General features: G+C 65.4%; 20 protein-coding genes. 11 read left to right on the forward strand and 9 right to left on the reverse strand.

Annotation, left to right across the window (positions count from 1 at the left end):
* Positions 1-88: 88 nt before the first annotated feature.
* Genes NUU27_RS13240 through NUU27_RS13260 form a run of 5 tightly spaced genes read left to right on the forward strand, consistent with a single transcriptional unit; the run spans position 89 to position 5,810 of the window.
* Positions 89-1,591: a sugar ABC transporter ATP-binding protein gene (locus NUU27_RS13240; protein ID WP_257762586.1), complete on the forward strand. Its 1,503-nt coding sequence runs from the start codon at positions 89-91 to the stop codon at positions 1,589-1,591.
* Positions 1,591-2,580: an ABC transporter permease gene (locus tag NUU27_RS13245; protein ID WP_257762587.1), complete on the forward strand. Its 990-nt coding sequence runs from the start codon at positions 1,591-1,593 to the stop codon at positions 2,578-2,580. The genes NUU27_RS13240 and NUU27_RS13245 overlap by 1 nt, the downstream gene beginning before the upstream one ends.
* Positions 2,577-3,533 carry an ABC transporter permease gene (locus tag NUU27_RS13250; RefSeq protein ID WP_257762588.1) on the forward strand — a complete coding sequence of 319 codons (957 nt, stop codon included), beginning with the start codon at positions 2,577-2,579 and terminating at the stop codon, positions 3,531-3,533. The genes NUU27_RS13245 and NUU27_RS13250 overlap by 4 nt, the downstream gene beginning before the upstream one ends.
* Positions 3,530-4,546, forward strand: coding sequence for a LacI family DNA-binding transcriptional regulator (locus NUU27_RS13255; protein WP_257762589.1), 1,017 nt, complete (start codon positions 3,530-3,532; stop codon positions 4,544-4,546). Before NUU27_RS13250 ends, NUU27_RS13255 begins: the two co-directional genes overlap by 4 nt.
* A 19-nt stretch (positions 4,547-4,565) precedes the next feature.
* On the forward strand, positions 4,566-5,810 hold the full coding sequence (locus tag NUU27_RS13260) for a Gfo/Idh/MocA family protein (RefSeq protein ID WP_257762590.1): 1,245 nt from the start codon (positions 4,566-4,568) through the stop codon (positions 5,808-5,810).
* Positions 5,811-5,847: 37 nt separating this feature from the next.
* On the opposite strand, the gene ampC is transcribed toward NUU27_RS13260, so the two are convergent.
* Positions 5,848-7,026, reverse strand: coding sequence for a class C beta-lactamase (gene ampC, locus NUU27_RS13265; protein WP_257762591.1), 1,179 nt, complete (start codon positions 7,024-7,026; stop codon positions 5,848-5,850).
* A gap of 213 nt (positions 7,027-7,239) precedes the next feature.
* Here ampC and NUU27_RS13270 point away from each other — a divergent pair, with 213 nt between their 5' ends.
* Together NUU27_RS13270 and NUU27_RS13275 are read left to right on the forward strand one after the other, a co-directional pair.
* Positions 7,240-8,349 (forward strand): FAD-binding oxidoreductase, encoded by a 1,110-nt coding sequence (locus NUU27_RS13270; protein WP_257762592.1) that lies wholly within the window; start codon positions 7,240-7,242, stop codon positions 8,347-8,349.
* A gap of 69 nt (positions 8,350-8,418) precedes the next feature.
* Positions 8,419-8,769, forward strand: a complete 351-nt coding sequence (locus NUU27_RS13275; protein WP_257762593.1) for a RidA family protein — start codon at positions 8,419-8,421, stop codon at positions 8,767-8,769.
* On the opposite strand, the gene NUU27_RS13280 is transcribed toward NUU27_RS13275, so the two are convergent.
* Positions 8,766-9,989, reverse strand: a complete 1,224-nt coding sequence (locus NUU27_RS13280; protein WP_257762594.1) for a multidrug effflux MFS transporter — start codon at positions 9,987-9,989, stop codon at positions 8,766-8,768. The genes NUU27_RS13275 and NUU27_RS13280 overlap by 4 nt on opposite strands.
* A 17-nt stretch (positions 9,990-10,006) precedes the next feature.
* Positions 10,007-10,468: an Lrp/AsnC family transcriptional regulator gene (locus tag NUU27_RS13285; RefSeq protein WP_257762595.1), complete on the reverse strand. Its 462-nt coding sequence runs from the start codon at positions 10,466-10,468 to the stop codon at positions 10,007-10,009.
* Positions 10,469-10,578: 110 nt separating this feature from the next.
* On the opposite strand from NUU27_RS13285, the gene NUU27_RS13290 reads away from it, so the two are divergent.
* Entirely contained in the window at positions 10,579-12,039 is a 1,461-nt protein-coding gene (locus tag NUU27_RS13290; RefSeq protein ID WP_257762596.1) for an aminotransferase class V-fold PLP-dependent enzyme, read from the forward strand.
* A gap of 14 nt (positions 12,040-12,053) precedes the next feature.
* Here the strand turns inward: NUU27_RS13290 and NUU27_RS13295 are convergent, their stop codons facing one another.
* From NUU27_RS13295 to NUU27_RS13315, 5 genes are all read right to left on the reverse strand, one after another.
* Positions 12,054-13,193, reverse strand: a complete 1,140-nt coding sequence (locus NUU27_RS13295) for an aminotransferase class V-fold PLP-dependent enzyme (protein ID WP_257762597.1) — start codon at positions 13,191-13,193, stop codon at positions 12,054-12,056.
* Between the two features lie 90 nt (positions 13,194-13,283).
* Positions 13,284-14,075 (reverse strand): ABC transporter substrate-binding protein, encoded by a 792-nt coding sequence (locus tag NUU27_RS13300; protein ID WP_257762622.1) that lies wholly within the window; start codon positions 14,073-14,075, stop codon positions 13,284-13,286.
* Positions 14,076-14,554: 479 nt separating this feature from the next.
* Entirely contained in the window at positions 14,555-15,712 is a 1,158-nt protein-coding gene (locus NUU27_RS13305) for an osmoprotectant NAGGN system M42 family peptidase (protein ID WP_257762598.1), read from the reverse strand.
* A 69-nt stretch (positions 15,713-15,781) separates the two neighbouring features.
* On the reverse strand, positions 15,782-17,596 hold the full coding sequence (gene ngg / locus NUU27_RS13310; RefSeq protein WP_257762599.1) for an N-acetylglutaminylglutamine synthetase: 1,815 nt from the start codon (positions 17,594-17,596) through the stop codon (positions 15,782-15,784).
* Positions 17,597-17,599: 3 nt separating this feature from the next.
* Positions 17,600-19,375, reverse strand: coding sequence for an N-acetylglutaminylglutamine amidotransferase (locus tag NUU27_RS13315; RefSeq protein ID WP_257762600.1), 1,776 nt, complete (start codon positions 19,373-19,375; stop codon positions 17,600-17,602).
* A 153-nt stretch (positions 19,376-19,528) separates the two neighbouring features.
* Here NUU27_RS13315 and NUU27_RS13320 point away from each other — a divergent pair, with 153 nt between their 5' ends.
* Complete coding sequence (locus NUU27_RS13320) at positions 19,529-19,948, forward strand: MarR family winged helix-turn-helix transcriptional regulator (protein WP_257762601.1); 420 nt, start codon at positions 19,529-19,531, stop codon at positions 19,946-19,948.
* A 199-nt stretch (positions 19,949-20,147) separates the two neighbouring features.
* Positions 20,148-21,425 carry a 5-aminolevulinate synthase gene (gene hemA / locus NUU27_RS13325; RefSeq protein WP_257762602.1) on the forward strand — a complete coding sequence of 426 codons (1,278 nt, stop codon included), beginning with the start codon at positions 20,148-20,150 and terminating at the stop codon, positions 21,423-21,425.
* Positions 21,426-21,451: 26 nt separating this feature from the next.
* On the opposite strand, the gene mscL is transcribed toward hemA, so the two are convergent.
* On the reverse strand, positions 21,452-21,874 hold the full coding sequence (mscL, locus tag NUU27_RS13330) for a large conductance mechanosensitive channel protein MscL (protein WP_257762604.1): 423 nt from the start codon (positions 21,872-21,874) through the stop codon (positions 21,452-21,454).
* Positions 21,875-22,073: 199 nt separating this feature from the next.
* On the opposite strand from mscL, the gene NUU27_RS13335 reads away from it, so the two are divergent.
* On the forward strand, positions 22,074-25,562 hold the full coding sequence (locus NUU27_RS13335; protein WP_257762605.1) for a PAS domain-containing hybrid sensor histidine kinase/response regulator: 3,489 nt from the start codon (positions 22,074-22,076) through the stop codon (positions 25,560-25,562).
* Position 25,563 lies beyond the last annotated feature (1 nt).

The following is a 25,563-nucleotide window of genomic DNA, read 5'->3' on the forward strand; positions in this document are numbered from 1 at the left end:
CTCCTTCTCCCCGCCCCGCGCCAAGCTCAGGGCGGGGAGAAGGTCAGGCTGAGAGGCGGACCAGGGTCAGGACCGGTAAAGTGAAACCATGACCAAACTCAAGCTCCGCGGTGTCAGCAAGGCTTACGGCGCGACACAGGCGCTCAGCCACGGCGAGCTCGAGATCGAGGCCGGCGAAGTGCATGTGCTGATCGGCGCCAACGGCTCCGGCAAGAGCACCTTGTGCAAGATCGTCGCCGGCAGCGTGCGGCCCGACGCCGGCGAGGTGCTGCTCGACGACAGCCCCGTCACCATCAGCGGCCCGCGCGCGGCCCAGGCTCTCGGCATCGGCATCTTCTATCAGGAGCTCAGCCTGGCCGAGCATCGCAGCGTGGCGGAAAACATCCTGATGCCCGCTTTGCCGTCGAGGGGCGGTCTTTTCGTCGACCGGCAGGCGCTGCATGCGACCGCCACCCGCTATATCGACCTTTTCGGCCCGGTGGCCGGTGACGACCTCGCTCCGGAAACCCCGCTCGGCGCGCTGCGCGCCGACCAGCGACAACTGGTCGAGATCATGAAGGCCCTTGCCTCGGAGGCACCGGTGCTGATCTTCGACGAGCCCACGTCGGCGCTCGACCGGGCGCAGGTGGACCGCTTCTTCGAGATCCTGCGCGACCTGAAGACAGAGGGCCGCAGCATCGTCTTCATCTCCCACCGCATGGACGAGATCTTTGCGATCGGCGACCGCGTCACCGTGATCCGCGACGGCGAAACCGTCGGCACGGCGCGCATCCGCGATGTCACGCCGCAAAAGGTCATCCGCATGATGGTCGGCGAGCAGGAAGAGCTGGCACTGCCGCAGCAGGCGTCATCACCGACAGCCGGCAAAGCAGAGATCGCGCTTCAGGTCGAGGACCTGTCCGGGCCGGCCTTCTCGCATGTCAGCTTCGACGTGCGGCGCGGCGAAATCCTCGGCCTTGGCGGCCTGCATGGCCAGGGTCAGTCGGCCCTGTTGAGGGCCCTGTTCGGTGCCGCTCCCACCGCCGCCGGCTCCGTATCGCTCGCCGGCAAGGCTTTCCGTCCGGGCAGCCCGCGCGATGCCATCGCCCACGGGCTCGCCTATGTCTCGGGCGACCGCGGGCGCGACGGCGTTATCAGCGGCCGACCCATCCTGGAAAACGTCACGCCGATCCATGCGCTGCGCAACAGGCTGGTGCTGGCGCGGCCGGCGCGCCTTGCGGAAAAGGCCGTGCCGGCGCTCAAGGCGCTCAACACGAAGTTTGCCGGGCTGTCGCATTCGATCGGCTCGCTGTCGGGCGGCAACCAGCAGAAGGTCGTCATCGCCCGCTGGCTCATGGACCGGCCCGACGTGCTGCTGCTCGACGATCCCACCAAGGGGATCGACCTTTCGGCCAAGGCCGATCTCTTCGCGCTCATCCGCACGCTCGCCGAGGAGGGCATGGCCATCGTGCTCTATTCCTCCGAAGACGCGGAGCTGCTGAACAACGCCGACCGCATCCTGGTCTTCAATGGCGGCTCGGTCACCCGCGAACTTCGCGATGCGGACCGCACCCGCTACAACCTCTACCACGCCGCTTACGAGGCCGCGTGATGGCGACAAACGCTTCCATCACGGTGCGCGAGCGGAACGGCCTCGGTGGCCTGCTTCGCCGGTTCCCGTTCCTGCCGGCGCTGGTGATCCTCGCGGTGCTCCTCGTGCTCAACGGCATCTTCGAGCCGAACAGCCTGAGCTTCCGTTCGCTGACGGGGCTGATACGCACCTATATGGCGCTGATGCTTCTGGCGGTCGCGCAGACTTACGTGGTCTATGCCGCCGACATCGACCTTTCCGTCGGCGCCATCGCCTCGCTCGTCAACGTGACCATCGTCGTCCTCATGCAGCATCTCGGCGGCAGCGGATTTTCGGTGATGGCGGCGCTCGGCGTCGGCGTACTGGTCGGGCTGGCCTGCGGCCTAGTGAACGGCATCGTCGTCGCGGCGCTTCGCCTGCAGGCCATCGTGGCCACCTTCGCCACCAGCATCTTCTTCACCGGGCTTGCCCTGACCATCCTGCCTGTCGCCGGAACGCCGGCACCGGCCGTGTTCTGGCGCACCTATGGCGGCAGCATCCTCGGCATTCCCTTCGTCTTCTACGGCGTCGGCGTGCTCGCCGTCCTGCTCTATCTCCTGGCGCGGACACGGCTCGCAACACAGCTTCTCGCCGTCGGCGACGGCCAGCAAGCGGCATTCCAGAGCGGCTTGCCGGTGGCGGCGATCCGCATCGGCGGCTATGTCCTGTGCGGCGTTTTCGCGGCCCTTGCCGCCTTCTGCATCACCGGCGACACGGCGAGCGGCGATCCTCTGGTCGGGACGAAGATGACGCTGTTCAGCGTCGCCGCCGTGGTGCTCGGCGGCAGCGCGCTGTCGGGCGGCTTCGGCACGGTGGCCGGCTCCGTCATCGCCGCCCTCATCATCGGCCTCATCAACTCGCTGGTCTTCTTTGCCGGCACACCTTCGCACTGGCAGAACTTCGTGCAGGGCCTGGCGATCCTCGCAGCGCTCATGGTGGGCATTCTCGTCAGCCGGCGGGGGCGCACATGAGAAGCGTGGCCGACTTCGCCAAGAACCCGCTAGTGGTGGCGCTCGTCCTCATCGTCGCGCTTCTCTTCCTCGGCAACGCGTTGTCGCCGGGCTTCGCTTCCGGCCAGCAGATCCTGCGCCTGCTGATCGTCGCGGCGCTGCTCGGCATCGTGGCCGCGGGCCAGAATCTCGTCATCCTCGGGGGCCGCGAGGGCATCGATCTTTCCGTCGGCGGCGTGGTGTCGCTGTCGGCGATCGTCGCCGGCAACCTGATGAACGGCATGGATGGCGGCATCCCACTGGCCATTGTCGGCGCCATCGCCACCGGCGCGCTGTTCGGCCTGTTCAACGGGCTCGGCGTCACGCTTCTGCGCATTCCGCCGCTGGTGATGACGCTCGGCATGCTCGGGGTCCTGCAGGGTCTGCTCGTGGTCGTGCGCCAGGGCATTCCCTCCGGACGGGCGGCGCCTGCCCTTTCCGAGTTCGTCACGAAGCCGCACCTGTTCGGCCTGCCCGGCATCATCTGGCTGTGGGTCGCCGTCGGCCTGCTGATGGCCCTCATCCTTCACCGGACCGTATTCGGCCATCGCATCTATGCCGTCGGCTCCAACGAGCGCGCCGCCTTCATGGCCGGAGTGCCGGTGCGTCTCATCCGCATCTGCCTGTTCGTTCTGTCGGGCGTTTTCGCCGCGATTGCCGGCCTTTGCCTCCTCGGTTATTCCGGCTCGTCCTTTGCCAATGTCGGAGAACAATACATGCTGCCGTCGATCATCGCCGTCGTGCTGGGCGGCACGCCGCTCTCGGGCGGCAAAGGCGGCTACACCGGCACCATGGCCGGCGCCATTCTGCTGGTCATCCTGCAAAGCATCCTGACCACCGTGAACATCGACGAATCCGGAAGGCAGATGGTGTTCGGCGCCACGCTGCTCGTGCTGATGCTGTTCTACGGCCGCGGCCGGGGGCTGCGCGCATGAACCGGCGGCCGAAGATCAAGGACATTGCCGCGGCGCTTGGCGTTTCGCCGGCTACCGTATCGCGCGCATTGTCCGACAGCGAGCTGGTGACGGCCGAGACCCGCGCGCGCATCCGCGAAACGGCACAGGCCCTCAACTACCGCCCCAACGCCAGCGCCCGCAGCCTGAGGACGGCGCGCTCCATGTCGGTTCTGATGGTCGTGCGCGATGTCGGCAATCCGTTCTATCTCGACATCCTGAAGAGCGTCGAGGCGACGGCTCGCGCAGCCGGCTACTCGGTCCTGATGGGCAACACCGAAAACGATCCCGAGCGCGAGATCGAGTATTTCGACATGCTGCGCGACGGCCACGCGGACGGCATGATCCTGATGACCGGCAAACTGCCGGCGCAAGACGGTTCGCGCCACAAGCTGCCGCCCAACTCGCCCATTGTCGTGGCGCTCGAGATGATCGAGGGGTCGGGCTTCCCGCATGTGCAGATCGACAATGTGGCGGCGGCGCGCGCGGCGGTGGAGCACCTGATCGGGCTCGGCCATCGGCGCATCGCCCACATCAGCGGGCCGATCCCCGAGGTGATGAGCGTGCTGCGCCAGGAAGGCTACCGCCAGGCGATGAACGCGGCCGGCCTTGCCGTCCCCGCGGGCTACGAGCCGCGCGGCGATTACCTGCTGCACGGGGGAGCTGCCGCCTGCAAGGCGCTGTTCGATCTCCGCGAGCCGCCGACGGCGATCTTCGTCGCCAATGACGAGATGGCGTTCGGCGCGATTCATCAGCTTCGCGGCATGGGTCGCGACGTTCCCGGCGACGTCTCCGTCGTCGGCTTCGACGATCTCTACCTCAGCGAGGCGTTCTATCCGCCGCTCACCACGGTCCACCAGCCGCGCATCGACATCGGCCGGCAGGCCATGACCCTCCTGCTCAAGATGCTGTCGGGAGAGCCGGCGCCTGCCGAGCCGGTGGTCCTGCCCGCCACGCTGCGCATCCGTGCCACCTCCGGGCGGCCGAACTCCTGAAATCGAAGGGAAAGCAACCATGACCGCACAGTCAGGAAAACGTCTGCGCATCGGCCTCATCGGCACCGGCTTCATCGCCGAGTTTCATCTGAGGTCGATGATTGGCGTGCGTCATGTGGACGTCACCGGTGTCTACAGCCGCAAGGCGGAGAATCGGGAGCGCATCGTCAGGCTGGTGGCCGAGCTCGGCCTCGGCGACTGCACCAGCTACGAGAGCCTGGCCGCCATGCTGCAAGCCGACGACATCGACGCCGTCTGGATCCTGTCGCCCAACGACACCCGCGTCGAGACGATGCGCATCATCCATGACGAGGTAACCGCCGGACGCAGCAAGGTCTTCGCCGTCGCCTGCGAAAAGCCGCTGGCCCGCACGGTTGCCGATGCGCGCGAGATGCTGCGTCTGGCCGAGGCCGCCAGGCTCAATCACGGCTATCTGGAAAACCAGGTCTTTGCGACGCCCGTGCTGCGCGGCAAGGAGATCGTCTGGCGGCGCGCCGCCTCCACCACCGGGCGCCCCTATCTGGCGCGTGCGGCGGAAGAGCATTCCGGGCCGCACGAACCCTGGTTCTGGCAGGGCGAGAAACAGGGCGGCGGCGTGCTGCTCGACATGATGTGCCACAGCGTGGAGGTGGCCCGCCATCTTCTGACCGAGCCTGGCAGGAAGCGCGACTCGCTCACCGTAAAGGGCGTCAACGGCATGGTCGCCAATCTGAAATGGACGCGCCCTCACTATGTCGAGGAGCTGAAGACGCGCTTCGGCGCCGAAGTCGACTATCGCAACCGGCCCTCGGAGGATTTCGCGCGCGGCAATGTGATGCTGGAGGACGAGGACGGAAACGAGCTGGTCATCGAGGCGACCACCTCGTGGGCCTATGTGGGCGCGGGCCTGCGCATCCAGCTCGAATTGCTCGGCCCCGAATATGCGATGGAGTTCAACTCGCTCGGCACCGGTCTCAAGATCTTCATGTCCCGGGCGGTGACAGGCGGCCAGGGAGAGGACCTGGTCGAGAAGCAGAACGCCGAGCAGGGCCTGATGCCGGTGCTGGAGGACGAAGCCGGCGTCTACGGCTATACGGACGAGAACCGGCATATGGTCGAGTGCTTCCGCAAGGGCGAGGAGCCTCTCGAGACTTTTGCCGACGGCGTTGCCGTGATGGAGATCCTGATGGCGCTGTACCTGTCGGCCGAAACGGGCGAAACAGTGCGCTTCCCGAATCCGGACCTGGAGACCTACGTTCCGCTGGTGGCCCGCGCCAGGGGATAGGGCGGGCACGCCGCACCGGTCGCGAAACCTGCGGTCGTCATGGCGATAACTGCCCCAGCTTCTCGATTATCCGATAGCCGGCTTGCACGCGCTCGGCTATCGGAAACGACTTGTTGGCGAGCAGCACCACGCCGATCTCCTTGGAGGGCACATACGCCACATAGGCGGAGAAGCCTTCCGTCGAGCCGACCTTGTTGATCAGGACCGTTCGCCGCGGCGGAAACGGCGGCTTCAGGCGAGTGGCCGGGACGCTCCCGATCATCATGGAGGCGGAGTTGCCGGCCAGCAGCCGCTCGAGCGTTACCGGATAGGGATACTGTTCCCAGACCAGGCCCTGCGTCACATCCCCCGCCTTGAAATAGCTCGTATGGGTGTTGGTGATCGCCCGCTGCACCATCTCGTCGATCTCGAGCATCTCCATATTGGCCTGCAGAAAGCGCGCCAGATCGGCAGCGCGGGATTTCACCCCGTCGGACGGCGAAGCCAGAAGGCCCGCCCTCATGCGGGTGGGGAGATCGGAGCTGGTGTAACCCTGGGCGTAGTCGATCCATCGCCTCTTCGGCACGTCGGCATAGGTGCGGTTCATTCCAAGCGGGCGGAACAGCCGTTTTTCAGCCGCCGCGGCGTAGGAACTTTCCGCCGCCTTGGCGGCCACGATGCCGAGCAGGCCGACACCCAGGTCGGATCGCCTGCGATACATTCCAGCCGCATAGGGCGGCTCCCAGTCCCTGCAATAGTCCGCGAGCTCGGCGATCGTCGCGATCCCGACAGGAACGTGCAATGCCAGCCCCGAGGTATGGGTCGCAAGGTTCAGCAATGTGACGTTCTCGAAGCTGCCGCCCTTCAAAGCGGGTAAGTGGTCGCTGACGCTGTCGGAAAGCGACAGCTTTCCCTCCAGCTCGGCATAGGCCGCAAGCGTTGCCGTGAAGGTCCTGGCGATCGAGCCGACCTCAAACAGCGTATCGTCGCTGACCGGCTGTTTCGTTTCGCGGGACGCCACCCCGAAATTGAACACGCGGCTTTCGCCGTCTGCAATCACCGCAACCGACATTCCGGGGATGTTCCACGCCTGCATCAGGGGCTCGATGACGCTGGGCACGAACTCGGAAGCAGAGTTGTCGCCGATGGTCCCGTTGGCATGGCCAATTGACGAATAGATAAAGAAAGCGATCGCCAGTAATGCTTTTAAAATTGAATTATTTTCCCTTATAATCATATTTATTACTTCTCAAAACTCAACAAAACATCATTCATTATATGTAAGGCGTCAAAAATCAAGGCACCTCAAGTCAACTCGTCATAAAACGATCGTATAATGCAAGGCAATCGAGCGGCGCGACACCGGTGCCACAACACCCCCTTGGCGTTGAGCCTATCGCGCCGGTTCGAGGCCCGTTATGTGTCCCCCTGAAGCGCAAACGGGGGACATATGAGCCAGACATCCGACATCATCGTCATCGGTGGCGGGATAGCCGGCGTCAGCGCGGCAGCGCGCATGGCCGCGGATGCCGACGTCACCGTTCTGGAAGCGGAAGAGGCCATCGGCTACCACGCCACGGGCCGTTCCGCGGCCATCTACATCCGCAACTACGGCAACGAGACCCTGCGCGCCCTGAACGTCGCTTCGGAACCCGTCTTCCTGGAGCCGGAAGGCATCGCGGAGACGAGTCTGTTGTCGCCGCGGGGTCTTTTGTATGTGGCGATGCCCGAACACGTTGCCGCCCTCGACAAGCTGCTGGAGGGCGCCAGCGGCATGGAGCGGATCGATGCCCGGGAGGCGCTGCAGATGGTGCCGATCCTCAGAGGCGAGACAATCGCCGCGGCCGCTGTCGAACCGGGCGCACAGGACATCGACGTGGATCGGCTGCTGCAGGGATTTGCCAGGATGCTTCGGCAAAACGGCGGCCGCATCGTCACGCGGGCGCGCGCCAACAGGATCGTTCGCGAGCACGGCGCCTGGCAGGTCGAGACCCCGCAGGGCACCTTCAGCGCGCCGCTGATCGTCAATGCCGCCGGCGCCTGGGCGGACGCGGTCGGCCGGATGGCTGGCGTGCAGCCGCTCGGCCTGACGCCGATGCGGCGCTCGGCGGTGATCCTGCCGGCGCCGGAGGGGCACGACGTTTCCTCGTGGCCGCTCTTCGCCTGCGCCGGCGAAGGCTGGTATGCAAAACCGGAAGCCGGCAAACTTATGATATCGCCAGCCGACGAAGATCCCTCCGAGCCCTTCGACGCCTGGCCGGACGACATGGTGCTTGCCGAAGGCCTTCACCGGTTCGAGCAGGCGGTCACGATCCCCGTCACGCGGGTCGAGCGCAGCTGGGCGGGCCTGCGCAGCTTTTTCGCCGACCGCACCCCTGCCGTGGGCTTCGCACCCGACGAGGCGGGCTTTTTCTGGCTTGCCGGGCAAGGCGGCTATGGCGTTCAGACCTCCCCCGCGCTATCGGCGTTGGCGGCGGATCTTTGCATCGGTCGTCCCTCCCCTCTGGCGGAGACGGTCGTCAAGGCGCTCGCGCCGGAACGGCTGGCGCATCAGCCCTAGAACCGGGATCGGTTCTGGTGGTCTGACCCAAACGCACGGCGCAGTAATGACCAACTGAAAGGAAAACAGATGTCCGATATCACCCGCCTCGACACCGGCCCGCGCATGAGCCAGGCCGTCGTCCACAACGGCACAATCTGGCTGGCCGGCCAGGTTGCCGAGCCGGGCAAGAGCGTCACCGAGCAGACCCGGGGCGTCCTGGCGCAGATCGATGCGCTGCTGGCGAAATGCGGCTCCGACAAGTCGCGCATCCTGCAGGCGACCATCTGGCTCGCATCGATGGACGACTTCGCCGAGATGAACGCCGTGTGGGACGGCTGGGTCGCGCCCGGCAACGCCCCGGCGCGCGCCACCGGTGAATCACGCCTTGCCACGCCCGACTACAAGGTCGAGATCATCATCGTCGCGGCAGTCGACTAAACAAGCCTTCCAATCGGTTCGACCGGTTCGAGGCTCGCCCGCGAGGCGAGCCTCACCAAGATCAGGGCGATCAGCCCCGCCAGCGCGAAGCCGAGCGCCAGCGGCGTCGTGGTTCCATCGTAGAACGTGCCGAACGCGACGGAAAAGACAACGGCGACCAGGCTCGATCCCGATGCGATCAGCGAGGCGCCGAGCCCCGCCAGTTGGCCGAGAGACAGCATCGCCATCGCGTTCAGATTGCCGAACAGGATGCCGATGCAGAAGAAGATCGCGAAGCCGAGCCCCATCAGCGCGGCCAAGGGCGGATGGCCTCCATCGACCAGCGAGACGCCGGTCAACAAGGCTCCGAGCAGGGCCAGTCCCGCAAGCGCCATTCCCGACATGCGCTGCATGCCGTAGCGGCGGACGAAGCCGGCATTCACCAGCGACGCCAGCCCGATGCCTGCGGCGAGCGCCGCAAAATAGGCGGGAAACGACCCGCTGATTCCATAGACGTCGAAGAAGACATCGGCGGCGGTGCTCAGATACTGGAGCTGCGCGCCGAACACGAGGCCGGTCGCGACGATCAGCAACGCCACGCGCCGGTTGCGCAGCACGCGCCCGGCATTGCGCAACAGCGTCGGAAGATGAAGCCGGATGCGGCTCTGCGGGGCAAGCGTCTCCGGTTGCCGCAGAGCGAGCCACGCGCACAGGACGACAGCCATCGCCAGATACACCAGGAAGATGGCGCGCCATCCCGAAACGGCCAGGATCAGCTGCCCGAGGGCCGGTGCCAGCATCGGCACGAGAATGAAGAGCACGAAGACGAACGACATGATGCGCGCCATCGCGTCGCCTTCGAACTGATCGCGAATCAGGGCACGCGTGGCGATCTTCGGCCCGGAGACCCCGATGCCCTGCAGGATGCGGCCGAACACCACCATCTCGACGGAGCCTGCCGACATCGCCACCAGCGTGCCCGCCATATAGACCGCCAGTCCGAGGACAAGCGCCTTCTTGCGGCCGATCGCATCGGAAAGCGGCCCGATGAGGAGTTCGCCGAACACCATGCCGAAGATGAAGAGAGACACGATGTGCTGTGTGGAGAGCGGCGGGCGGACCTGAAGGTCGCTCTCGATGAAGCGCAGGGCCGGCAGGACGGCATCGATGCTGAGAGCGGTCAGCGAGGTGAGCAACGCATAAAGGCAGATCTGCTCGAGAGACGTCTTTCCTGGCTTCATGCGCACCGGCCCGACCTTCAGATGGGCAATGGCCGGCGCTCGGCAATCGCCTCCATCGCGAAATAGGAGGTGACCGATTCCAGCTCCACTTTCTGAATCAGCCGCTGGTAGACGGAATCGTAGCTCGCCATGTCGGTGGTGACGATCCTCAGCATGTAGTCGTATTCGCCGCCGATGCGGAAGAAGTCAACGATTTCGGGAATGCCCGCCACATGCTGGCGGAAGGTCCGCAGCCACTCGGCGGAGTGATGCCGCGTCTTGACCATCACGAAGACGACGAGGCCAAGGCCGAGCTTGTCGCGATCGAGCACCAGTGTGCGGCCGCGGATGATGCCGCGTTCTTCCAAAAGGCGCAGGCGCCGCCAGCAGGCATTCTGCGACAGCCCCACCTTTTCCGCCAGGTCACGCTGCGACAGGCCCGCATCGCGCTGCAGCTCGCGCAGGATTTGCCTATCAAATCGATCGATCTTTAGGTCCATATTCGATCATATGAACCAATAATAGCTCATTTCGCAATGTTTTTTGTGAAAATGATCGCCTGTTGTTGTGCGATCGTTTCGTTCATCGACAGCCTTTCGGAACGAGCGTCATGACGGGAACAGTCCTCGGAGATTTCATCGACAGCCTGAGGCGGGACGACCTGCCCGCCCATCTGCGCGCCGGGCTCATCGGCGAGAACGCCGTCATCGAGGGTCCGTGCGGGGCCAGGCCGCTGATTTATGCCGATTATGTCGCCTCCGGCCGGGCGCTGGCGCAGGTGGAGGATTTCATTCGCGACCGGGTGCTGCCCTACTACGCGAACAGCCACACCGAAGCTTCGTTTTGCGGTGCCTTTTCGACGCGCTTGCGTGAGGCCGCCCGCCGTGAAATCGCCCGCATCGTCGGTGCCGATGCGGCCAGCAGCGTCATCTTCGCCGGCTCCGGCGCAACCGCCGGGGTCAACAAGCTCGTCCGCCTCCTGCAGGTCGCCGAAACGGTCGCGGCCGGCGGGCGGGTCGTCGTCTTCACCGGCCCTTACGAGCACCATTCCAACATCCTCCCCTGGCGGGAGAGCGGCGCGCAGATCGTCAGCATACCCGAAACCGAGTGCGGCGGACCGGATCTTGCCGCCCTTGGCGACGCGTTGCAGGCAAATGCCGATGCGACGCTCAAGGTCGGGACCTTCTCGGCCGCCTCCAACGTGACGGGCATCCTGACCGACACCGACGCCGTGACGCGCCTCCTGAAGGCGCACGGCGCGCTGGCGCTTTGGGATTATGCCGGCGGGGCGCCCTATCTGACGGTCGACATGAAGGCCGGCACGGATTGCGCCAAGGATGCGGTCGTCTTTTCCCCGCACAAGTTTCCCGGCGGTCCGGGCGCTTCCGGTGTGCTGGTGCTGCGCAACGCGATCGCCCGCACCGACAGGCCGACCATGCCCGGCGGCGGATCGGTCACCTTCGTCTCGCCATGGGCGCATGATTATTCGAAGTCGCTGGCAGCGCGTGAAGAGGCCGGAACGCCCAATGTGATCGGCGACATCCGGGCGGCCCTCGTTCTTCTGATCAAGGAAGCGCTGGGACAGGCCTTCATCGACGAGCGGCACCGGGAGCTTCGCGAAAGGGCGCTTTCCGTGTGGACGCGAAATCCACACCTGGAGCTGCTCGGCGCGCCGAACGCCCCGCGCCTGCCGATCTTTTCCTTCCGCATTCGCGGCGCGGACGGCAAGCCGGTGCATCATCAGCTCTTCACGCGGATGCTGAGCGACCTTTACGGCATCCAGGCACGTGGGGGCTGCGCCTGCGCCGGCCCTTACGCCCACCATCTGCTCGGCATCGACGAGCAGCAATCGCGGACCCTGCTCGAAAGCATCCGCGCCGGCAACGAAATGGAGAAACCCGGCTGGGTCCGGTTGAACTTCAGCTATCTGATGACCGACGAAAAGGCCGATCTCGTCGTCGAGGCGGTCGATGCGCTGGCGCGTGAAGCGCAGCGGCACACGCAAGCCTATGATTTCGACCCGACGACGGCGCGCTTCCGCCACAACAACCTTGCCGTGATGGCTGGCTGAAGCGGCCGGTCCCGTCAGAGCGCGGCGTGCAGAGCTTCGGCGAGCCGCTCTGTTCCGGCTTCGGTCGTCATGACGCCCGGGGAGAGCCGCAGGATTTGGCTGCGGTGATCCGCGCAGATGCCGCGCCCGGCGAGCCGCGCCACGCAGGCGACAGGATCGATGCGGTCGGGCAGACGGACCATCACGCTGCCGCCGCGCTCGGCCTCGGCCTCGGGGCTGACAAGCTTCAGCCTCAAACCCTTCACCGTGTCGATGATGCCGGCAGCGAGCTTCCTATTGTGGGCCAGGAGTTGCGCCATGTCCTGCCGGGCGTGCCATCTGAGCGCCGGCACGGAACCCGCACAAGCGAGGATCGAAGGGGTCCCATTGTCGAAGCGGCGGGCATCGTTGGCATAGGCGAACGCCTCCAGATCCCAGGAGAAGATATCCTCCTGACTGAACCAGCCGCGCAGTTCCGGCCGACAGGCCCTGATCAGCGGTTCCGCCACATGCAGGATACCGGCGCCGGGCGTGGCGCAAAGCCATTTGAGGCTCGTCGAGATGGAGAAATCGACCATCGGATTCAGCACGTCATAAGGCAGCAGGCCGGCTGCCTGGGTGATGTCGACACCAATGAGGCTGCCGATTTTCCTGCCATGCGCGACCAGGGCTGGAAGATCGCAGCGATGCGATGAGGTCGAGGTGACGTGGGTCAGCAGGGCGAGACCGACGTCGCTTCCCCAGCGGGCGATCACGTCCTCGTCGCGCACCCAGCTCTCGCCGGGGCGCAGCGGCACCGTGTCGAGCGTGAAGCCGTAGCGGGCCGAAAGGCCCGTCAGCAGGAAATGCATGCTCGGAAAGCAATCGCCGGCAATGAGCAGGCGGCGGCCTTTCAGGTGTTCCTCGGGCAGGGCCCCGACGAGGCTGTGCAGCGCCGTGGTCACGTTTTCGCTGGTGGTCAGCGTGCCGGCCGGCGCGCCGATCAGATCCCGCCACAGATCGATGAATTCCTGGCGCAGAGCCAGCGCGCGCGCCCATTGGGCATTGTCGGGCCTGCCCCATCCGGCAGAGAACGCCGAGAGCGCCGCGGCCATCTCCTCCGCCTTGCCCGGATACATGCCGATGGAGTGATAGAGGAGATAGGCGGATGCGTCGGCGTTCGTGCCCAGCGACATGGATGGTCCTCGTCATTGCTCAAAAAGACGCCCGCCCGGGGAAAGGCGGACGCCAGTCGTTCGCGGCCACACGGCCTCGGCAAAGCCGGCTTACTCCGGCTTGGGGATCGGCATCTTCTCGACCGTGCTCGTTCCCGCATCGGGCTCGACACCGAACCACTTCTTGTGGATCGCCGCCATCGTGCCGTCCTCTTTCATGGCAGAGATCGCCTCGTTCGCCCGTTCGAGCAGCGGATGGTCCTTCCGCGTCATCATGGCGAAGCGCTCGCCGGTGGGGATGCGCACTAGGAGCTTCAACCCCGGAACCTGCGTCATGGCGTACTGGAAGCCGGCGATCTCTCCTGCACCACCCTCGATGCGACCGGCACGAACATCCATCAGGAGATCCTGCTGCGCCGAATAGGAGCGGATATCGGCAATGCCGTATTTTTCCGCATTCGCCTTCGCCCACGCCTCGCCGGTGGTCGCCGCGACGACGCCGACGGCCTTGCCCTTCAGCTCCTCGAGCGTGCCGACTTCGGAATCCTCGCGCCCGACGATCGTGCCGTCGCTGTCGTAATAGGGCTGGGTGAAGGACTGGTTCTGCAGCCTTTCGTTGGTGATGGAGATGGAGGAGACGGCGAAGTCGATGCGGCCCGAGCTGGTGGCGGCAAACAGCGCCTGGAATCCCAGATCCTGGAACTCGACCTCCATACCCAGGCGCTCCGCCACCGCGCGCGCCACATCGATCTCGAAGCCCTCGAAGGCCCCGCTTTCGGTCTTGTACTCCCATGGCGGGTTGGCCGGATAAGCGCCGACGGTGATGGTTTCGGCCAGGGCCGCCGACGCGGCGACGGCAAGCCCGGCAATGACGGCGGAAAGGACGCCCATGCGCAGTTTCATCATCGAATATCCTCCTGTCACGGTCCGGTCGCCGGTTCCCTGCGGCTGTCCCGAACGGATTTGATCACATGATCACAATCGTCCGCGCGGATCAACAGGGTACTTGAAGCTTAAAGCGCCAGAGGGCGGGTCGAAGCGCCCTTGTGCGTTCTGGTGGACGCGCGGCAGCAGAGTGGGGCTTTTCATCTTTTGTTCGAAGCATCGGCGCCCTTTCACCCCCCCTCTGGCCTGCCGGCCATCTCCCCCTCAAGGGGGGAGATCAGCCTTCATCGAAGCCTTGCATATCCTGCAGCGTTGCAGGTTGGCGAAGCCGGCAATGCCAGCCAATCTCCCCCCTTGAGGGGGAGATGGCCGGCAGGCCAGAGGGGGGGGGTGAAAGGGCGCCGATGCCACCGAACCAAAGCCACACAGTCGGCCCGCCGCTTCCGTTAAACAGAAAACGATCCAATTCGCGGCCAGTTGGGTCCGTGTGAAACGCTCTATTCCTGCGGCGGCAGGCGGTTGACCCGCTTGGGCTGCTTGGCCGCCTCGGTCGGCTGCTCGGTGAAGCCCTCGATGTCGGAGACCTCCTCGACGTCGCGCTCGATCTCCAGGGGACTTGCGACATAGGCCGTCGTCAGCTCGGCGACGGAACGCAGAGCATGAACGTGGATGCGCTCGTAGCCGTGCGACGCATCGATGCCGAAGGCGATCAGCGCGGTGCGCACGTCGTGCCCCGCCTCGATGGCGGAGGCGGAGTCGGAACGATAGTAGCGGAAGACGTCCTTCTGGTAGCGGATATCCTCCTCGCGGCACAGCTCGACCAGCTTCTTGGTCAAGTGATAATCGAACGGACCCGACTGGTCGGCCATGGCGATGGTGACGCCGAATTCGGAGGAATTCTGACCGGGAGCGGTGGTGCCGTTGTCGATGGTCACCATGGAGGCGATCTCCGGCGTGACGATCGAAGCGGCGCCGACGCCGACCTCCTCGGCGATGGTGAACAGCCAATGGGTGTCGACCGGCAGCGTCACGTCATGGCGCATCAGCGCTTCCAGGGCAGCGAGCGCGATCGCCACGCCCGCCTTGTCGTCCAGATGACGTGAAACGATGAAACCGTTGTCGAGGAATTCCGGCTGCGTGTCGATCGCCACGAAATCCCCCACGTCGATGCCGAGCCCGTGTGCATCGGCACGGCTCCAGCACATCGCATCGACGCGCAGTTCGACGTATTCCCAGCCGACAGGCAGGGTGTCGACACCTTCGTTGAAAGTGTGGCCCGACGCCTTCAAAGGCAGGATGGTGCCACGATAGCTGCCCTTCTCGGTGTAGAGCGTCACGCGGGCGCCTTCGGCAAAGCGCGCCGACCAGTGGCCGATGGGCACCAGCTCCAGACGGCCATTGTCCTTGATCAGCTTCACCTGTGCGCCGAGCGTATCGAGATGGGTGATGATGGCGCGCGCGCCCGACCGGCGCCCGCCACGGACCACGGCGCGAATCGCCCCGCGCCGGGTCAGCTCGGGTTCGAGGCCAAGCCGCTCCAGTTCTCCCGTGACATGGCGCACGATCGTATCGGTGTAACCGGTCGGGCTGTCGATGGAGAGGAGCGCCTTGAGCTGTGCATCGAGATAGTCGACATCGATCTTCAAGCGCGTCACGGTTGCCCTCCCCTTGGTCCCGGCCGGTTGCAGGAGCAGGGCGGGCATGCCCCTTCGGCTGCCGGATCGTCAGGATCGCGGCGCAAGCGCCCGCTCTGCGGATTTGACGCCGGAACGCGGAAAGAGAAGATCGACAAAGCGTTCGGCGGTCGGTTGCGGTTCATGATTCGCCAGTCCGGGCCGCTCATTCGCTTCAATGAACACGTAATCGGGTCGGGCCGGCGATTTCACCATAAGGTCGATGCCGACGACCGGAATGTCAATGGCGCGCGCTGCCGTGCAGGCCGCCGCCACGAGGTCGGGATGCACCTGCTCGGTCACGTCGTGGATCGAGCCGCCGGTGTGCAGATTGGCGGCCTTGCGAACGACCACCTCCTCGCCCTCGGGCAGCACGGTCGACAGCGTGTGGCCAGCACCGGCCAGACAGCGGCGCGTCTCGTCGTCGACCGGGATGCGGCTCTCGCCACCGGTCGCGGCGGCACGCCGGCGCGACTGCTGGGCGATCAGTTCCTCGATCGTCTTGCGCCCGTCGCCGACCACCCGCGGAGCACGGCGCACCGCCGCCGCCACGAGGCGATAATCGATGACGACCAGGCGCAGATCCTCGCCGTCGAAGCAGGCCTCCACGAGAACGCGGTCGGACACCTCGCGCGCCGTGCGAATGGCGGCCTCGACCTCCTCCAGCGTCTCGAGCCCAACGGCAACGCCGCGCCCCTGCTCGCCGCGCGCCGGCTTGACGACCACCCGTCCGTGCCGTTTCAGGAAGGTTTTGAGTGCTTCGCGGTCATCCACCGCCTCGATCTGCTCCGGCACGTTCAGCCCGGCCCGTTCCACCGTGCGCCGCGTCACCGCCTTGTCGTCGCAGATCGACATGGCGACGGCAGAGGTCAGCTCGGAAAGGCTCTCGCGGCAGTGGATCGATCGACCGCCGAACGACAGCCGGAAAAACCCTCCCTCCGCGTCCGTCACATCCACCGTCACACCGCGCCGGTGAGCCTCGTCGATGATCAGGCGCGCGTAAGGATTGAGCTTCTCGAAATCCTCGGGCGGATGCGTGAACAGCTTTTCGTTGATCGGGTTCTTTCTCTTGACGGCGAACACCGGCACCCGGTGGAAGCCGAGCTTCTCATAGAGCGCGATGGCCTGGTCGTTGTCGTGCATCACCGACAGGTCCATGAAGCTGGCGCCACGCGCCGAGAAGTGCTCGGCAAGCCGCCGCACCAGCATTTCGCCGACCCCGGCATGGCGGCTTTGCGGGTCGACCGCCAGGCACCACAGGGACGCTCCGTTCTCCGGATCATGGAAGACGCGCCGATGATCGACGCCGGTGACGGTGCCCAGAATCTCGCCCGTTTGCTCGTCCTCCGCGACGAGATAGGTGACGGCGCGGCTGTCGCGCCTCGCCCAGAAGAAATCCGGCCGCACCGTTACCATGCCACGGCTCTGGTAGATCGCGTTGACGGCTTCGGCGTCGGCCTGCGAGGTGACGCGGCGGATGAAGAAGCCCCGCGGCTGCCTGCGGCTCGGGCGGTAGGTGGACAGGTCCAGCCGATATGTGTGCGACGGATCGAGGAACAGCTCCTGCGGCGCCAGCGCCAGCAGCACATGCGGGTCGCGAATGTAGAAGGCGATGTCGCGGCGGGCCGGACCTTCCTCGCGCAGGGCATCGGCCAGCGCCTCGTTGGTCGCGAAGGTCTGCGCGAACAGCAGCCTGCCCCAACCGAGATCGAGGGACACGGATGTGTCGGGCTCCGGCGCGCCGGCTTCGGGACGCCCGCTGGTCGGCTTCATCGTCTCGCTGCGCAGGCGCTTCAGCCGGTATCCTAGCGCCTTGTCGCTGCGCCCGCGCGAGGCGCGCGAGATCACCTCCTCTTTCCTTGCCATCGCTCAGACCTCGTGGGTTTGCAGCCACAGTTCCAGAAGGCCGACCTGCCAAAGCTCCGAGCCGCGCAGCGGCGTGATGTGGTCGGCCGGGGCGGCATAGAGCCGCTCGAGATACTCCTGGCGAAACAGCCCCCGTTCGCGGGCGGCCCTCGACGACAGCGCATCGCGAACGAGGTCGAGATATTGACCGCCGACATATTTGAGCTGCGGCACGGGGAAATAACCCTTCTTGCGATCGATCACCTCGTGCGGCACGACCTGCCGCGCCACCTCCTTGAGCACACCCTTGCCGCCCTGCTTGAGCTTCTCCTCCGGCGGGATGCGGGCGGCGAGCTCGACGAGCTCGTGATCGAGGAACGGCACGCGTGCCTCCAGGCCCCATGCCATGGTCATGTTGTCGACCCGCTTGACCGGATCGTCCACCAGCATGACCGTGGAATCGAGGCGAAGCGCGGCATCCACCGGCGTATCGGCGCCGGCGCGCGTCAGATGCCGGGCCACGAGCTCCCGGCTCGCATCGGTTTCGGCGATCCAGTCCGGCGACAGGTGGCTCTTCAGGACCTCGTGCGAGCGGTCGAAGAACACCCCGGCATAATCGCTCACCACGTCGTTCGAGCTCATCAGCGGCGGATACCAGTGGTAGCCGCCGAAGATCTCGTCCGCCCCCTGCCCCGACTGCACCACCTTGATGTGTTTCGAAACCTCCTTCGAAAGCAGGTAGAACCCGACATTGTCGTAGGAGACCATCGGCTCCGACATGGCGGCAAAGGTGCCCGGAAGCGCATCCATCAATTCGTCGGACGGCACGAAGATCTTGTGGTGATCGGTGCCGAACTCGCGGGCGATCAGGTCCGAATAGACGAATTCGTCCCCCTTCTCGCCATTGGCCTCCTCGAAGCCGACCGAGAAGGTCATCAGTCCCTTCTGCCCGGCCTCGGCCAGAAGCCCGACGATGAGGCTGGAATCGACGCCTCCCGACAGCAGCACGCCGACCGGCACGTCGGCGACCATGCGGCGCTTCACGGCAAGCCGAAGCGCCTCCAGCGTCCGGTCGCGCCACTCGTCGGGCGACAGCGCGGCGGTCGCGAGGTCACGCGCGAAGGGCGGATCCCAATAGAGGTGGTCGCGCTGGCGGCCGTCGGGCTCGATGACGCGGATCGTCGCCGGCGGCAGCTTGCGCACACCGTTGAGGATGGTGCGCGGCGGCGGCACTACGGCGTGAAACGTCATGTAGTGGTGCAGCGCATGGCAATCGATCGACTTGTCGACATCGCCTGCCGCCAGCAAGGCGGGCAACGACGAGGCGAAACGAATCCGTTCCGGTGTTTCGGCCAGATAGAGCGGTTTGATGCCGAAACGGTCGCGCGCCATGGCCACGCGGCCCGTGTCGCGCTCGCGCAGGACGAAGGCGAACATGCCGTGAAAGCGCGTCACGCATTCCTCACCCCAGGCGTGCCAGGCCTTCAGGATCACTTCCGTGTCTCCGGTGGAGAAGAAGCGATAACCCTTGGCTTCGAGCTCGGCGCGCAATTCGGGATAATTGTAGATGCAGCCGTTGAAGGCGATCGTCAGCCCCAGCTCGGCATCCTCCATCGGCTGCCGGGCCCGTTCCGAAAGATCGATGATCTTCAGCCGCCGGTGGCCGAATGCGGCATTGCCGTGGATGACGGCCCCGGACCCGTCAGGCCCGCGCGGGGCCAGCGTGTCCATCATCTTCGACAGCGCAGCCGACGACGCGGCGGCACCATCCAGTCGCAGTTCTCCGCAGATTCCGCACATGAATAGCGTTCTGTTCCTTTGATTGTCGTTGTCTCGGAGCGACTTTTAGTTATAGTTATGATTATTAGATGTCAAATGAATGGCGTCCTTATGACACCTGTCGAAACAACGGACATTGCCCGAACTTGGTTCCGCAACGACGAGCTGCGGGCCATGGAGAAGGCGATTCGCCGCATCGTCCGGGCCAACGATGTGCAGTCGAAAGCGCTCGCCAAGGCGATCGGCCTGACGGCGCCTCAGCTCGTCGTTCTCAATGCCGTCGCAGCGTTAGGCGAGGTGACGACGACCGTGCTGTCGGCGCATGTCGACCTCAGCGCGGCGACCGTCGTCACCGTCCTCGACAATCTGGAAGCGCGCGGCATGGTGCAGCGCTACCGCTCCAACCACGACCGGCGTGTGGTGCACACCAGGCTCACGCCTGCCGGCGAGACCGTGGTCAAGCGGGCGCCCGAGCCCCTGGGGGACGGTTTCGCAGGCCGCTTTTCCGCCCTTCATCCCGCGCAACGACATCATCTCATCGAAACCCTCAACGCCGTCGCCAACCTCATGGCGCCGATCGCCCCACCAGGTTGATAGCTTGTGGGCCGACTTGTCGAAACAGATAGGTAGCATCTGTTTCTGTCAGACCACCGGGAGGGCTGCAGGCGGGCGAATTCGGTCTTTTTGATCGAGCGCAAGGCGAGGTCGGCAAGGCGTGGCATTTTGCCCGAAACGCGCAATGGACGCGTGTCCGCTCCAACATTATGATCGCGCCGCACAGCAGGAAGGTCCAATGAACTACCAGCGTTTCTTCTCCGAGGCGATCGAGCAGCTTCACGCCGAGCGCCGTTACCGCGTGTTCGCCGATCTCGAGCGGATCGTGGGTGCGTTTCCACGCGCCTTATGGCGGGCGGACGGCGAAACGCGCGAGATCACCGTCTGGTGTTCGAACGACTATCTGGGCATGGGCCAGCATCCCGACGTGATCGCCGCGATGCAGGAAACGGCGGGACGCATGGGCGCCGGCGCCGGCGGCACGCGCAACATCTCCGGCACCAACCATCCACTGGTGGAGCTGGAAGTCGAACTGGCCGATCTGCACGGAAAGGAGGCGGGGCTGGTGTTCACCTCCGGCTTCATCTCCAACGAGGCCGCGATCTCGACCATCGCGCGGTTGCTGCCGAACTGTCTGGTGCTTTCCGACGAGCTCAATCACGCCTCGATGATCGAGGGCGTGCGGCGCTCCGGCGCGGAGAAGAAGATCTTTCGCCACAATGACATGGCTCATCTGGAGAGCCTGCTTCAGGCCGCCGAGCCGGGGCGTGCCAAGCTGATCGTCTTCGAATCCGTCTATTCGATGGATGGCGACATCGCGCCGATCGAGGCGATCGCCGACCTTGCCGACAAGTACAATGCGATGACCTATATCGACGAGGTCCATGCGGTCGGCATGTACGGCGCCCGGGGCGGCGGCATCACTGAACGTGACGGGCTGGCGCACCGCATCGACATCATCGAGGGCACGCTGGCCAAGGGCTTCGGCGTCATCGGCGGCTACATCACCGGGTCCTCGGCCGTCGTCGATGCCGTTCGCTCCTATGCGTCCGGCTTCATCTTCACCACGGCGCTGCCGCCGGCGATCGCCGCTGCCGCAACCGCCTCGATCCGCCACCTCAAGGGCTCGTCGGTCGAGCGCGAGGCACAGCAGCGTCAGGCCCAACGCACCAAGGACGTGCTGTCGGCCGCGGGCCTGCCGGTCATGCCCTCGCAAACCCATATCGTGCCGCTTCTCGTCGGCGATCCGGAGCTGTGCAAGCAGGCGACGGACCGGCTGCTCCAGCAGCATGGCATCTACATTCAGCCCATCAACTATCCGACAGTGCCACGCGGCACGGAGCGCCTGCGCATCACGCCGACGCCGTTCCACGACGATGCGCTGATCGCATCGCTGCGCGATGCGTTGCTCGAAACCTGGAACGCGCTCGGCATACCCTTCACCGAGGCGGGCCAGCCGGTTCCCGCCAAGTCGGACCGCGTGGTCTCGCTGCTGGTTCCCAAGTCGGGCGGCTGAACGCACGGCGGCCCGACCGGAAGACCCTACTTCTTCTTTGCCAGGAGATCGCGGATTTCGGTGAGGAGCTGTACGTCCGCCGGAGGCGCTGCGGGGGTTGCCGGCGGCTCTTTTTCCAGTTGCCGGCGGATCGTGTTCACGCCCTTCACCATCAGGAAGATGATCCACGCCAGGATCAGGAAATTCACCAGGACGGTGAAGAAGTTGCCATAGGCGAAAACGGCGCCCTGCTCGCGCGCCGCCTCCAGCGTGTTGGCCGTCACGGCCGAAGACAGCGGCAGGAAATAGTTGGAGAAGTCGAAGCCGCCGAAAATCGCCCCGACGACCGGCATGATGACGTCGTCCGTCAGCGATTTGACGATCAGGCCGAACGCTCCGCCGATGATCACGCCGACGGCGAGATCCATCACGTTGCCCTTGGCGATGAACTCCTGGAATTCCTTCAACATAAGGGTGTCTCCCCGATTTTTCTGCAACGCCGGGCGACTCACGCGGGCCACCGGCGCCACACCATAGCAAAACCGGAGATTGAAATAAGTGCAAAACCCCGCCCTGCCCGGCGCCGTATGCGCCGAAAGAAGCATTGGACAGGCCCGGCCGGCTGTGATTGCCTGACGGCAGCCTTTCAGGGAGGAGGGTCGGACCGCCGTGCAGGGCTGGGTCATCGCCATCATCGCCGTCGCCTATGTGACGCTGCTGTTCTTCATCGCAAGCGTCGGCGACAACCGCGCGGCGCGTGGAAGCGGCATCGGCTCGCGCCCCTATATCTATGCCCTGAGCCTGGCCATCTACTGCACGTCATGGACCTTTTTCGGCTCGGTCGGGCTGGCAACGGAGCGCGGCTTCGAGTTCCTGGCCATCTATATCGGCCCGGCCCTCGTGTTCCTGTTCGGCTTCCCGCTGCTCAAGCGCATCATCCGGCTCGCCAAGTCGGAGAAGATCACCTCCATCGCAGACTTCCTGGCCGCCCGCTACGGCAAGAGCTTCGCCGTGGCCTCCATGGCGACCCTGATCGCCACCTTCGGCACCGTGCCCTATATCGCGCTGCAGCTCAAAGCGATCTCCGATTCGGTAAGCCTGATGGTGGCGCATTATGACGGCGCGCCGCCGGCCATCGATTTCTTCGTTGGCGACATCGCGCTGATCGTCGCCTTCCTGCTGGCCATCTTCGCCGTGCTGTTCGGCACCCGCCACGCCGACGCGACGGAGCATCAGGAAGGCCTGGTCCTGGCCGTCGCCGTCGAGACCGTCGTCAAGCTCGCCAGTTTCCTGGCGGTCGGCATCGCCGTCACCTTCTTCTTCTTCGACGGGCCGGTCGATCTGGCCGTCGCCGTCGGGCGCCTGCCGGAGGTGCAGAGCGCCTACAGCCATCCGACGTCGCTCGCCACCTGGATCGTCATGACGACGCTCAGCGCCTTCGCCATCATCATGCTGCCGCGCCAGTTCTACGTGACCATCGTCGAGAACAAGAGCACGGCGGAACTGGAGACGGCCAGTTGGCTGTTTCCGCTCTACCTGGTGCTCATCAACCTGTTCGTGCTGCCGGTCGCCTTCGCCGGCATGTTCCTGGTCGGCGGCGCCACCAGTTCCGATCTCTACGTTCTCTCGCTGCCGCTGCTCGCGGGGCACGACCTTCTGGCGCTCATCGCCTTCATCGGCGGCCTGTCGGCGGCCACGGCCATGGTGATCGTCGCCAGCGTCGCGCTGTCCATCATGATCTCGAACGACCTCGTCATCCCGCTGTTCGTCAGGCGCCTGCTGCGTACCGACGCGCGCGACAAGGAAGACTGGACGACCGTCATCCTCAACGTTCGCCGGGCAGCGATTTTCCTCATCCTGTTCGCCGCCTTTCTCTACTACCGGGAGACGACCAACAACACGCGGCTGGCGGCGATCGGGCTCATTTCCTTTGCCGCCATCGCGCAATTCGCGCCGGCCTTCTTCGGCGGCCTGATCTGGCGCGGCGCCAATGCCCGCGGCGCGCTGCTCGGCATGGGAGCGGGGTTCACCCTGTGGGCCTATACGCTGCTCTTCCCCTCGCTGGCGCCCGCCGACACGGAAATCATCAGCAAGGGCCTCCTCGGCATTCCGGCCCTGCGCCCGCAGGCGTTGTTCGGCACCGTCGCCGAACCGCTCAATCATGGCGTCCTGTGGAGCCTTGCCGTCAACACGATGTTCTTCATCCTCGGCTCCCTGTCGCGCATGGCGCAGCCGCTGGAGCGCATCCAGGCGGCGGTGTTCGTGCCCCGCGAGGCGGGGCCGATCCCGACGCTGCGCCGCTTCCGCACGGCCGTCACCGTCAACAACCTCAAGGATACGATTTCCCGCTATCTGGGCGCCGAGCGGACCGAGCGCTCCTTCTCCACTTTCGAGACGATGCACGGCATCCGCCTCAACGGCAACGAGCAGGCCGGCATGGCCCTGGTGCGCTTTTCCGAGCAGCTTCTGGCCAGCGCCGTCGGCTCCTCGTCGGCCCGGCTCATCCTCTCGCTCCTGTTCCAGCGCAGCGACCGCTCGCCGCGCGATGCGCTGCGCCTGCTCGACGACGCCTCCATCGCGCTCCAGCACAACCGCGACCTCCTGCAGACCGCGCTCGACCAGATGGAAGAGGGCGTCACGGTGTTCGACCGCGATTTCCAGCTCATCTGCTGGAACCGGCAGTTCCGCACCCTCTTCAACCTGCCCGACGAGATGGGTCAGGTCGGCGTGCCGCTCGATCGCTTCGTCAATCTGCTCGCCGCCCGCGGAGAGCTGTCCGCCGACGCCCAGACCATGACGCTCAACCGCTTCACCGATTTCGGCACGCCCTGGGAAATCCGCTTGCAGAAGAGCGGCCGCATCATCGAGTTGCGCACCAATTCCATGCCCGACGGCGGCATCGTGGCCACCTACACCGACATCACGCCGCGCGTGGAAGCCGACATGGCGCTGAAGCGCGTCAACGAGACGCTGGAACAGCGGGTGGCGGACCGTACGGCCGAGCTGCTGCGCGTCAACGAGGAGCTGGCCCAGGCGCAGATGATCGCCGAGGAGGCCAATCTCGGCAAGACGCGCTTCCTCGCCGCCGCCGGCCACGATATCCTGCAGCCGCTCAACGCGGCGCGGCTCTATTGTTCGTCGCTGCTCGAAAAGGCCGGCGGCGGCGCGCTGCGCGAGCATGTCGGCAACATCGAATCCTCACTCGATTCCGTCGAGACGATCCTCGGCGCGGTGCTCGACATATCGCGGCTCGACACCGGCGCGCTGAAACCGTCGGCGAGCGCCTTTCGCCTCGACCCCCTCTTGAAGCAGCTCGACACGGATTTCCAGCCTCTGGCGGCCGAAAAGGGACTGGAACTCACCATCGTCCCCTCCACCCTCGCCGTCAGGACGGACCGCAACCTGTTCCGCCGCCTGATCCAGAACCTCGTTTCCAATGCCATCAAATACACCCCCAGGGGGCGGGTCCTGGTCGGCGTGCGCCGCCGCGGCGCGCTGCTTGAAATCCAGGTCATCGACACCGGCATCGGCATCCCCGCGGACCAGCTCAACACGGTCTTCCGCGAGTTCACGCGTCTGGACGAGGGGATGCGCCAGGCGCAGGGTCTGGGGCTCGGCCTCTCCATCGTCGACCGCATCGCCCGGGTCCTGCGCCTGGAGATCAGGCTCTTTTCGGAGCGCGGCAGGGGAACCCGCTTCTCCGTTCTCATGCCGATCAGTGAAGCGCCGGCCGCACGCACGCGCGCGCCGGCCAAGGCAGCAGGCGCAACGCGCGCGATGCTCGACGGGCTCAGGGTCCTGTGCATCGACAACGACGCGCGCATCCTCGACGGAATGCAGCATCTCCTGGAAGGTTGGGGATGCAGCGTGCGCACCGCCGAGGGCTCCGAGACGCTGCCCGGGCGCGATGCGGCGGCGCCTGACGTGATCCTCGCCGACTATCACCTCAACGGCGAAAACGGTCTGGATCTGATCGCGGTCCTCCGCTCGCGCTACGGCAACGACACGCCGGCCGTCCTGATCACGGCCGACAGGTCGAGCGAGGTCAGGACGGCGGCCGACGACCTCAACGTTCTCGTTCTCAACAAGCCGCTCAAGCCGGCCGCCCTCAGGAGCGTTCTGACACGCTGCCGGCAGATGGCGATGGCTGCAGAATAAA

The sequence above is a fragment of the Nitratireductor sp. ZSWI3 genome (genome assembly GCF_024655565.1).
In the GTDB taxonomy this organism is placed as follows: domain Bacteria; phylum Pseudomonadota; class Alphaproteobacteria; order Rhizobiales; family Rhizobiaceae; genus Nitratireductor.

Coding starts and splice junctions, on each gene's coding strand:
- NUU27_RS13270 (WP_257762592.1), top strand. CDS start 7,240: ATGAGCCAGACATCCGACATCATCGTCATCGGTGGCGGGATAGCCGGC.
- NUU27_RS13275 (WP_257762593.1), top strand. CDS start 8,419: ATGTCCGATATCACCCGCCTCGACACCGGCCCGCGCATGAGCCAGGCC.
- NUU27_RS13295 (WP_257762597.1), bottom strand. CDS start 13,193: ATGTCGCTGGGCACGAACGCCGACGCATCCGCCTATCTCCTCTATCAC.
- NUU27_RS13260 (WP_257762590.1), top strand. CDS start 4,566: ATGACCGCACAGTCAGGAAAACGTCTGCGCATCGGCCTCATCGGCACC.
- NUU27_RS13250 (WP_257762588.1), top strand. CDS start 2,577: ATGAGAAGCGTGGCCGACTTCGCCAAGAACCCGCTAGTGGTGGCGCTC.
- NUU27_RS13245 (WP_257762587.1), top strand. CDS start 1,591: ATGGCGACAAACGCTTCCATCACGGTGCGCGAGCGGAACGGCCTCGGT.
- NUU27_RS13255 (WP_257762589.1), top strand. CDS start 3,530: ATGAACCGGCGGCCGAAGATCAAGGACATTGCCGCGGCGCTTGGCGTT.
- NUU27_RS13315 (WP_257762600.1), bottom strand. CDS start 19,375: ATGTGCGGAATCTGCGGAGAACTGCGACTGGATGGTGCCGCCGCGTCG.
- mscL (WP_257762604.1), bottom strand. CDS start 21,874: ATGTTGAAGGAATTCCAGGAGTTCATCGCCAAGGGCAACGTGATGGAT.
- NUU27_RS13320 (WP_257762601.1), top strand. CDS start 19,529: ATGGAGAAGGCGATTCGCCGCATCGTCCGGGCCAACGATGTGCAGTCG.
- hemA (WP_257762602.1), top strand. CDS start 20,148: ATGAACTACCAGCGTTTCTTCTCCGAGGCGATCGAGCAGCTTCACGCC.
- NUU27_RS13285 (WP_257762595.1), bottom strand. CDS start 10,468: ATGGACCTAAAGATCGATCGATTTGATAGGCAAATCCTGCGCGAGCTG.
- NUU27_RS13300 (WP_257762622.1), bottom strand. CDS start 14,075: ATGAAACTGCGCATGGGCGTCCTTTCCGCCGTCATTGCCGGGCTTGCC.
- ngg (WP_257762599.1), bottom strand. CDS start 17,596: ATGGCAAGGAAAGAGGAGGTGATCTCGCGCGCCTCGCGCGGGCGCAGC.
- NUU27_RS13280 (WP_257762594.1), bottom strand. CDS start 9,989: ATGAAGCCAGGAAAGACGTCTCTCGAGCAGATCTGCCTTTATGCGTTG.
- NUU27_RS13240 (WP_257762586.1), top strand. CDS start 89: ATGACCAAACTCAAGCTCCGCGGTGTCAGCAAGGCTTACGGCGCGACA.
- NUU27_RS13290 (WP_257762596.1), top strand. CDS start 10,579: ATGACGGGAACAGTCCTCGGAGATTTCATCGACAGCCTGAGGCGGGAC.
- ampC (WP_257762591.1), bottom strand. CDS start 7,026: ATGATTATAAGGGAAAATAATTCAATTTTAAAAGCATTACTGGCGATC.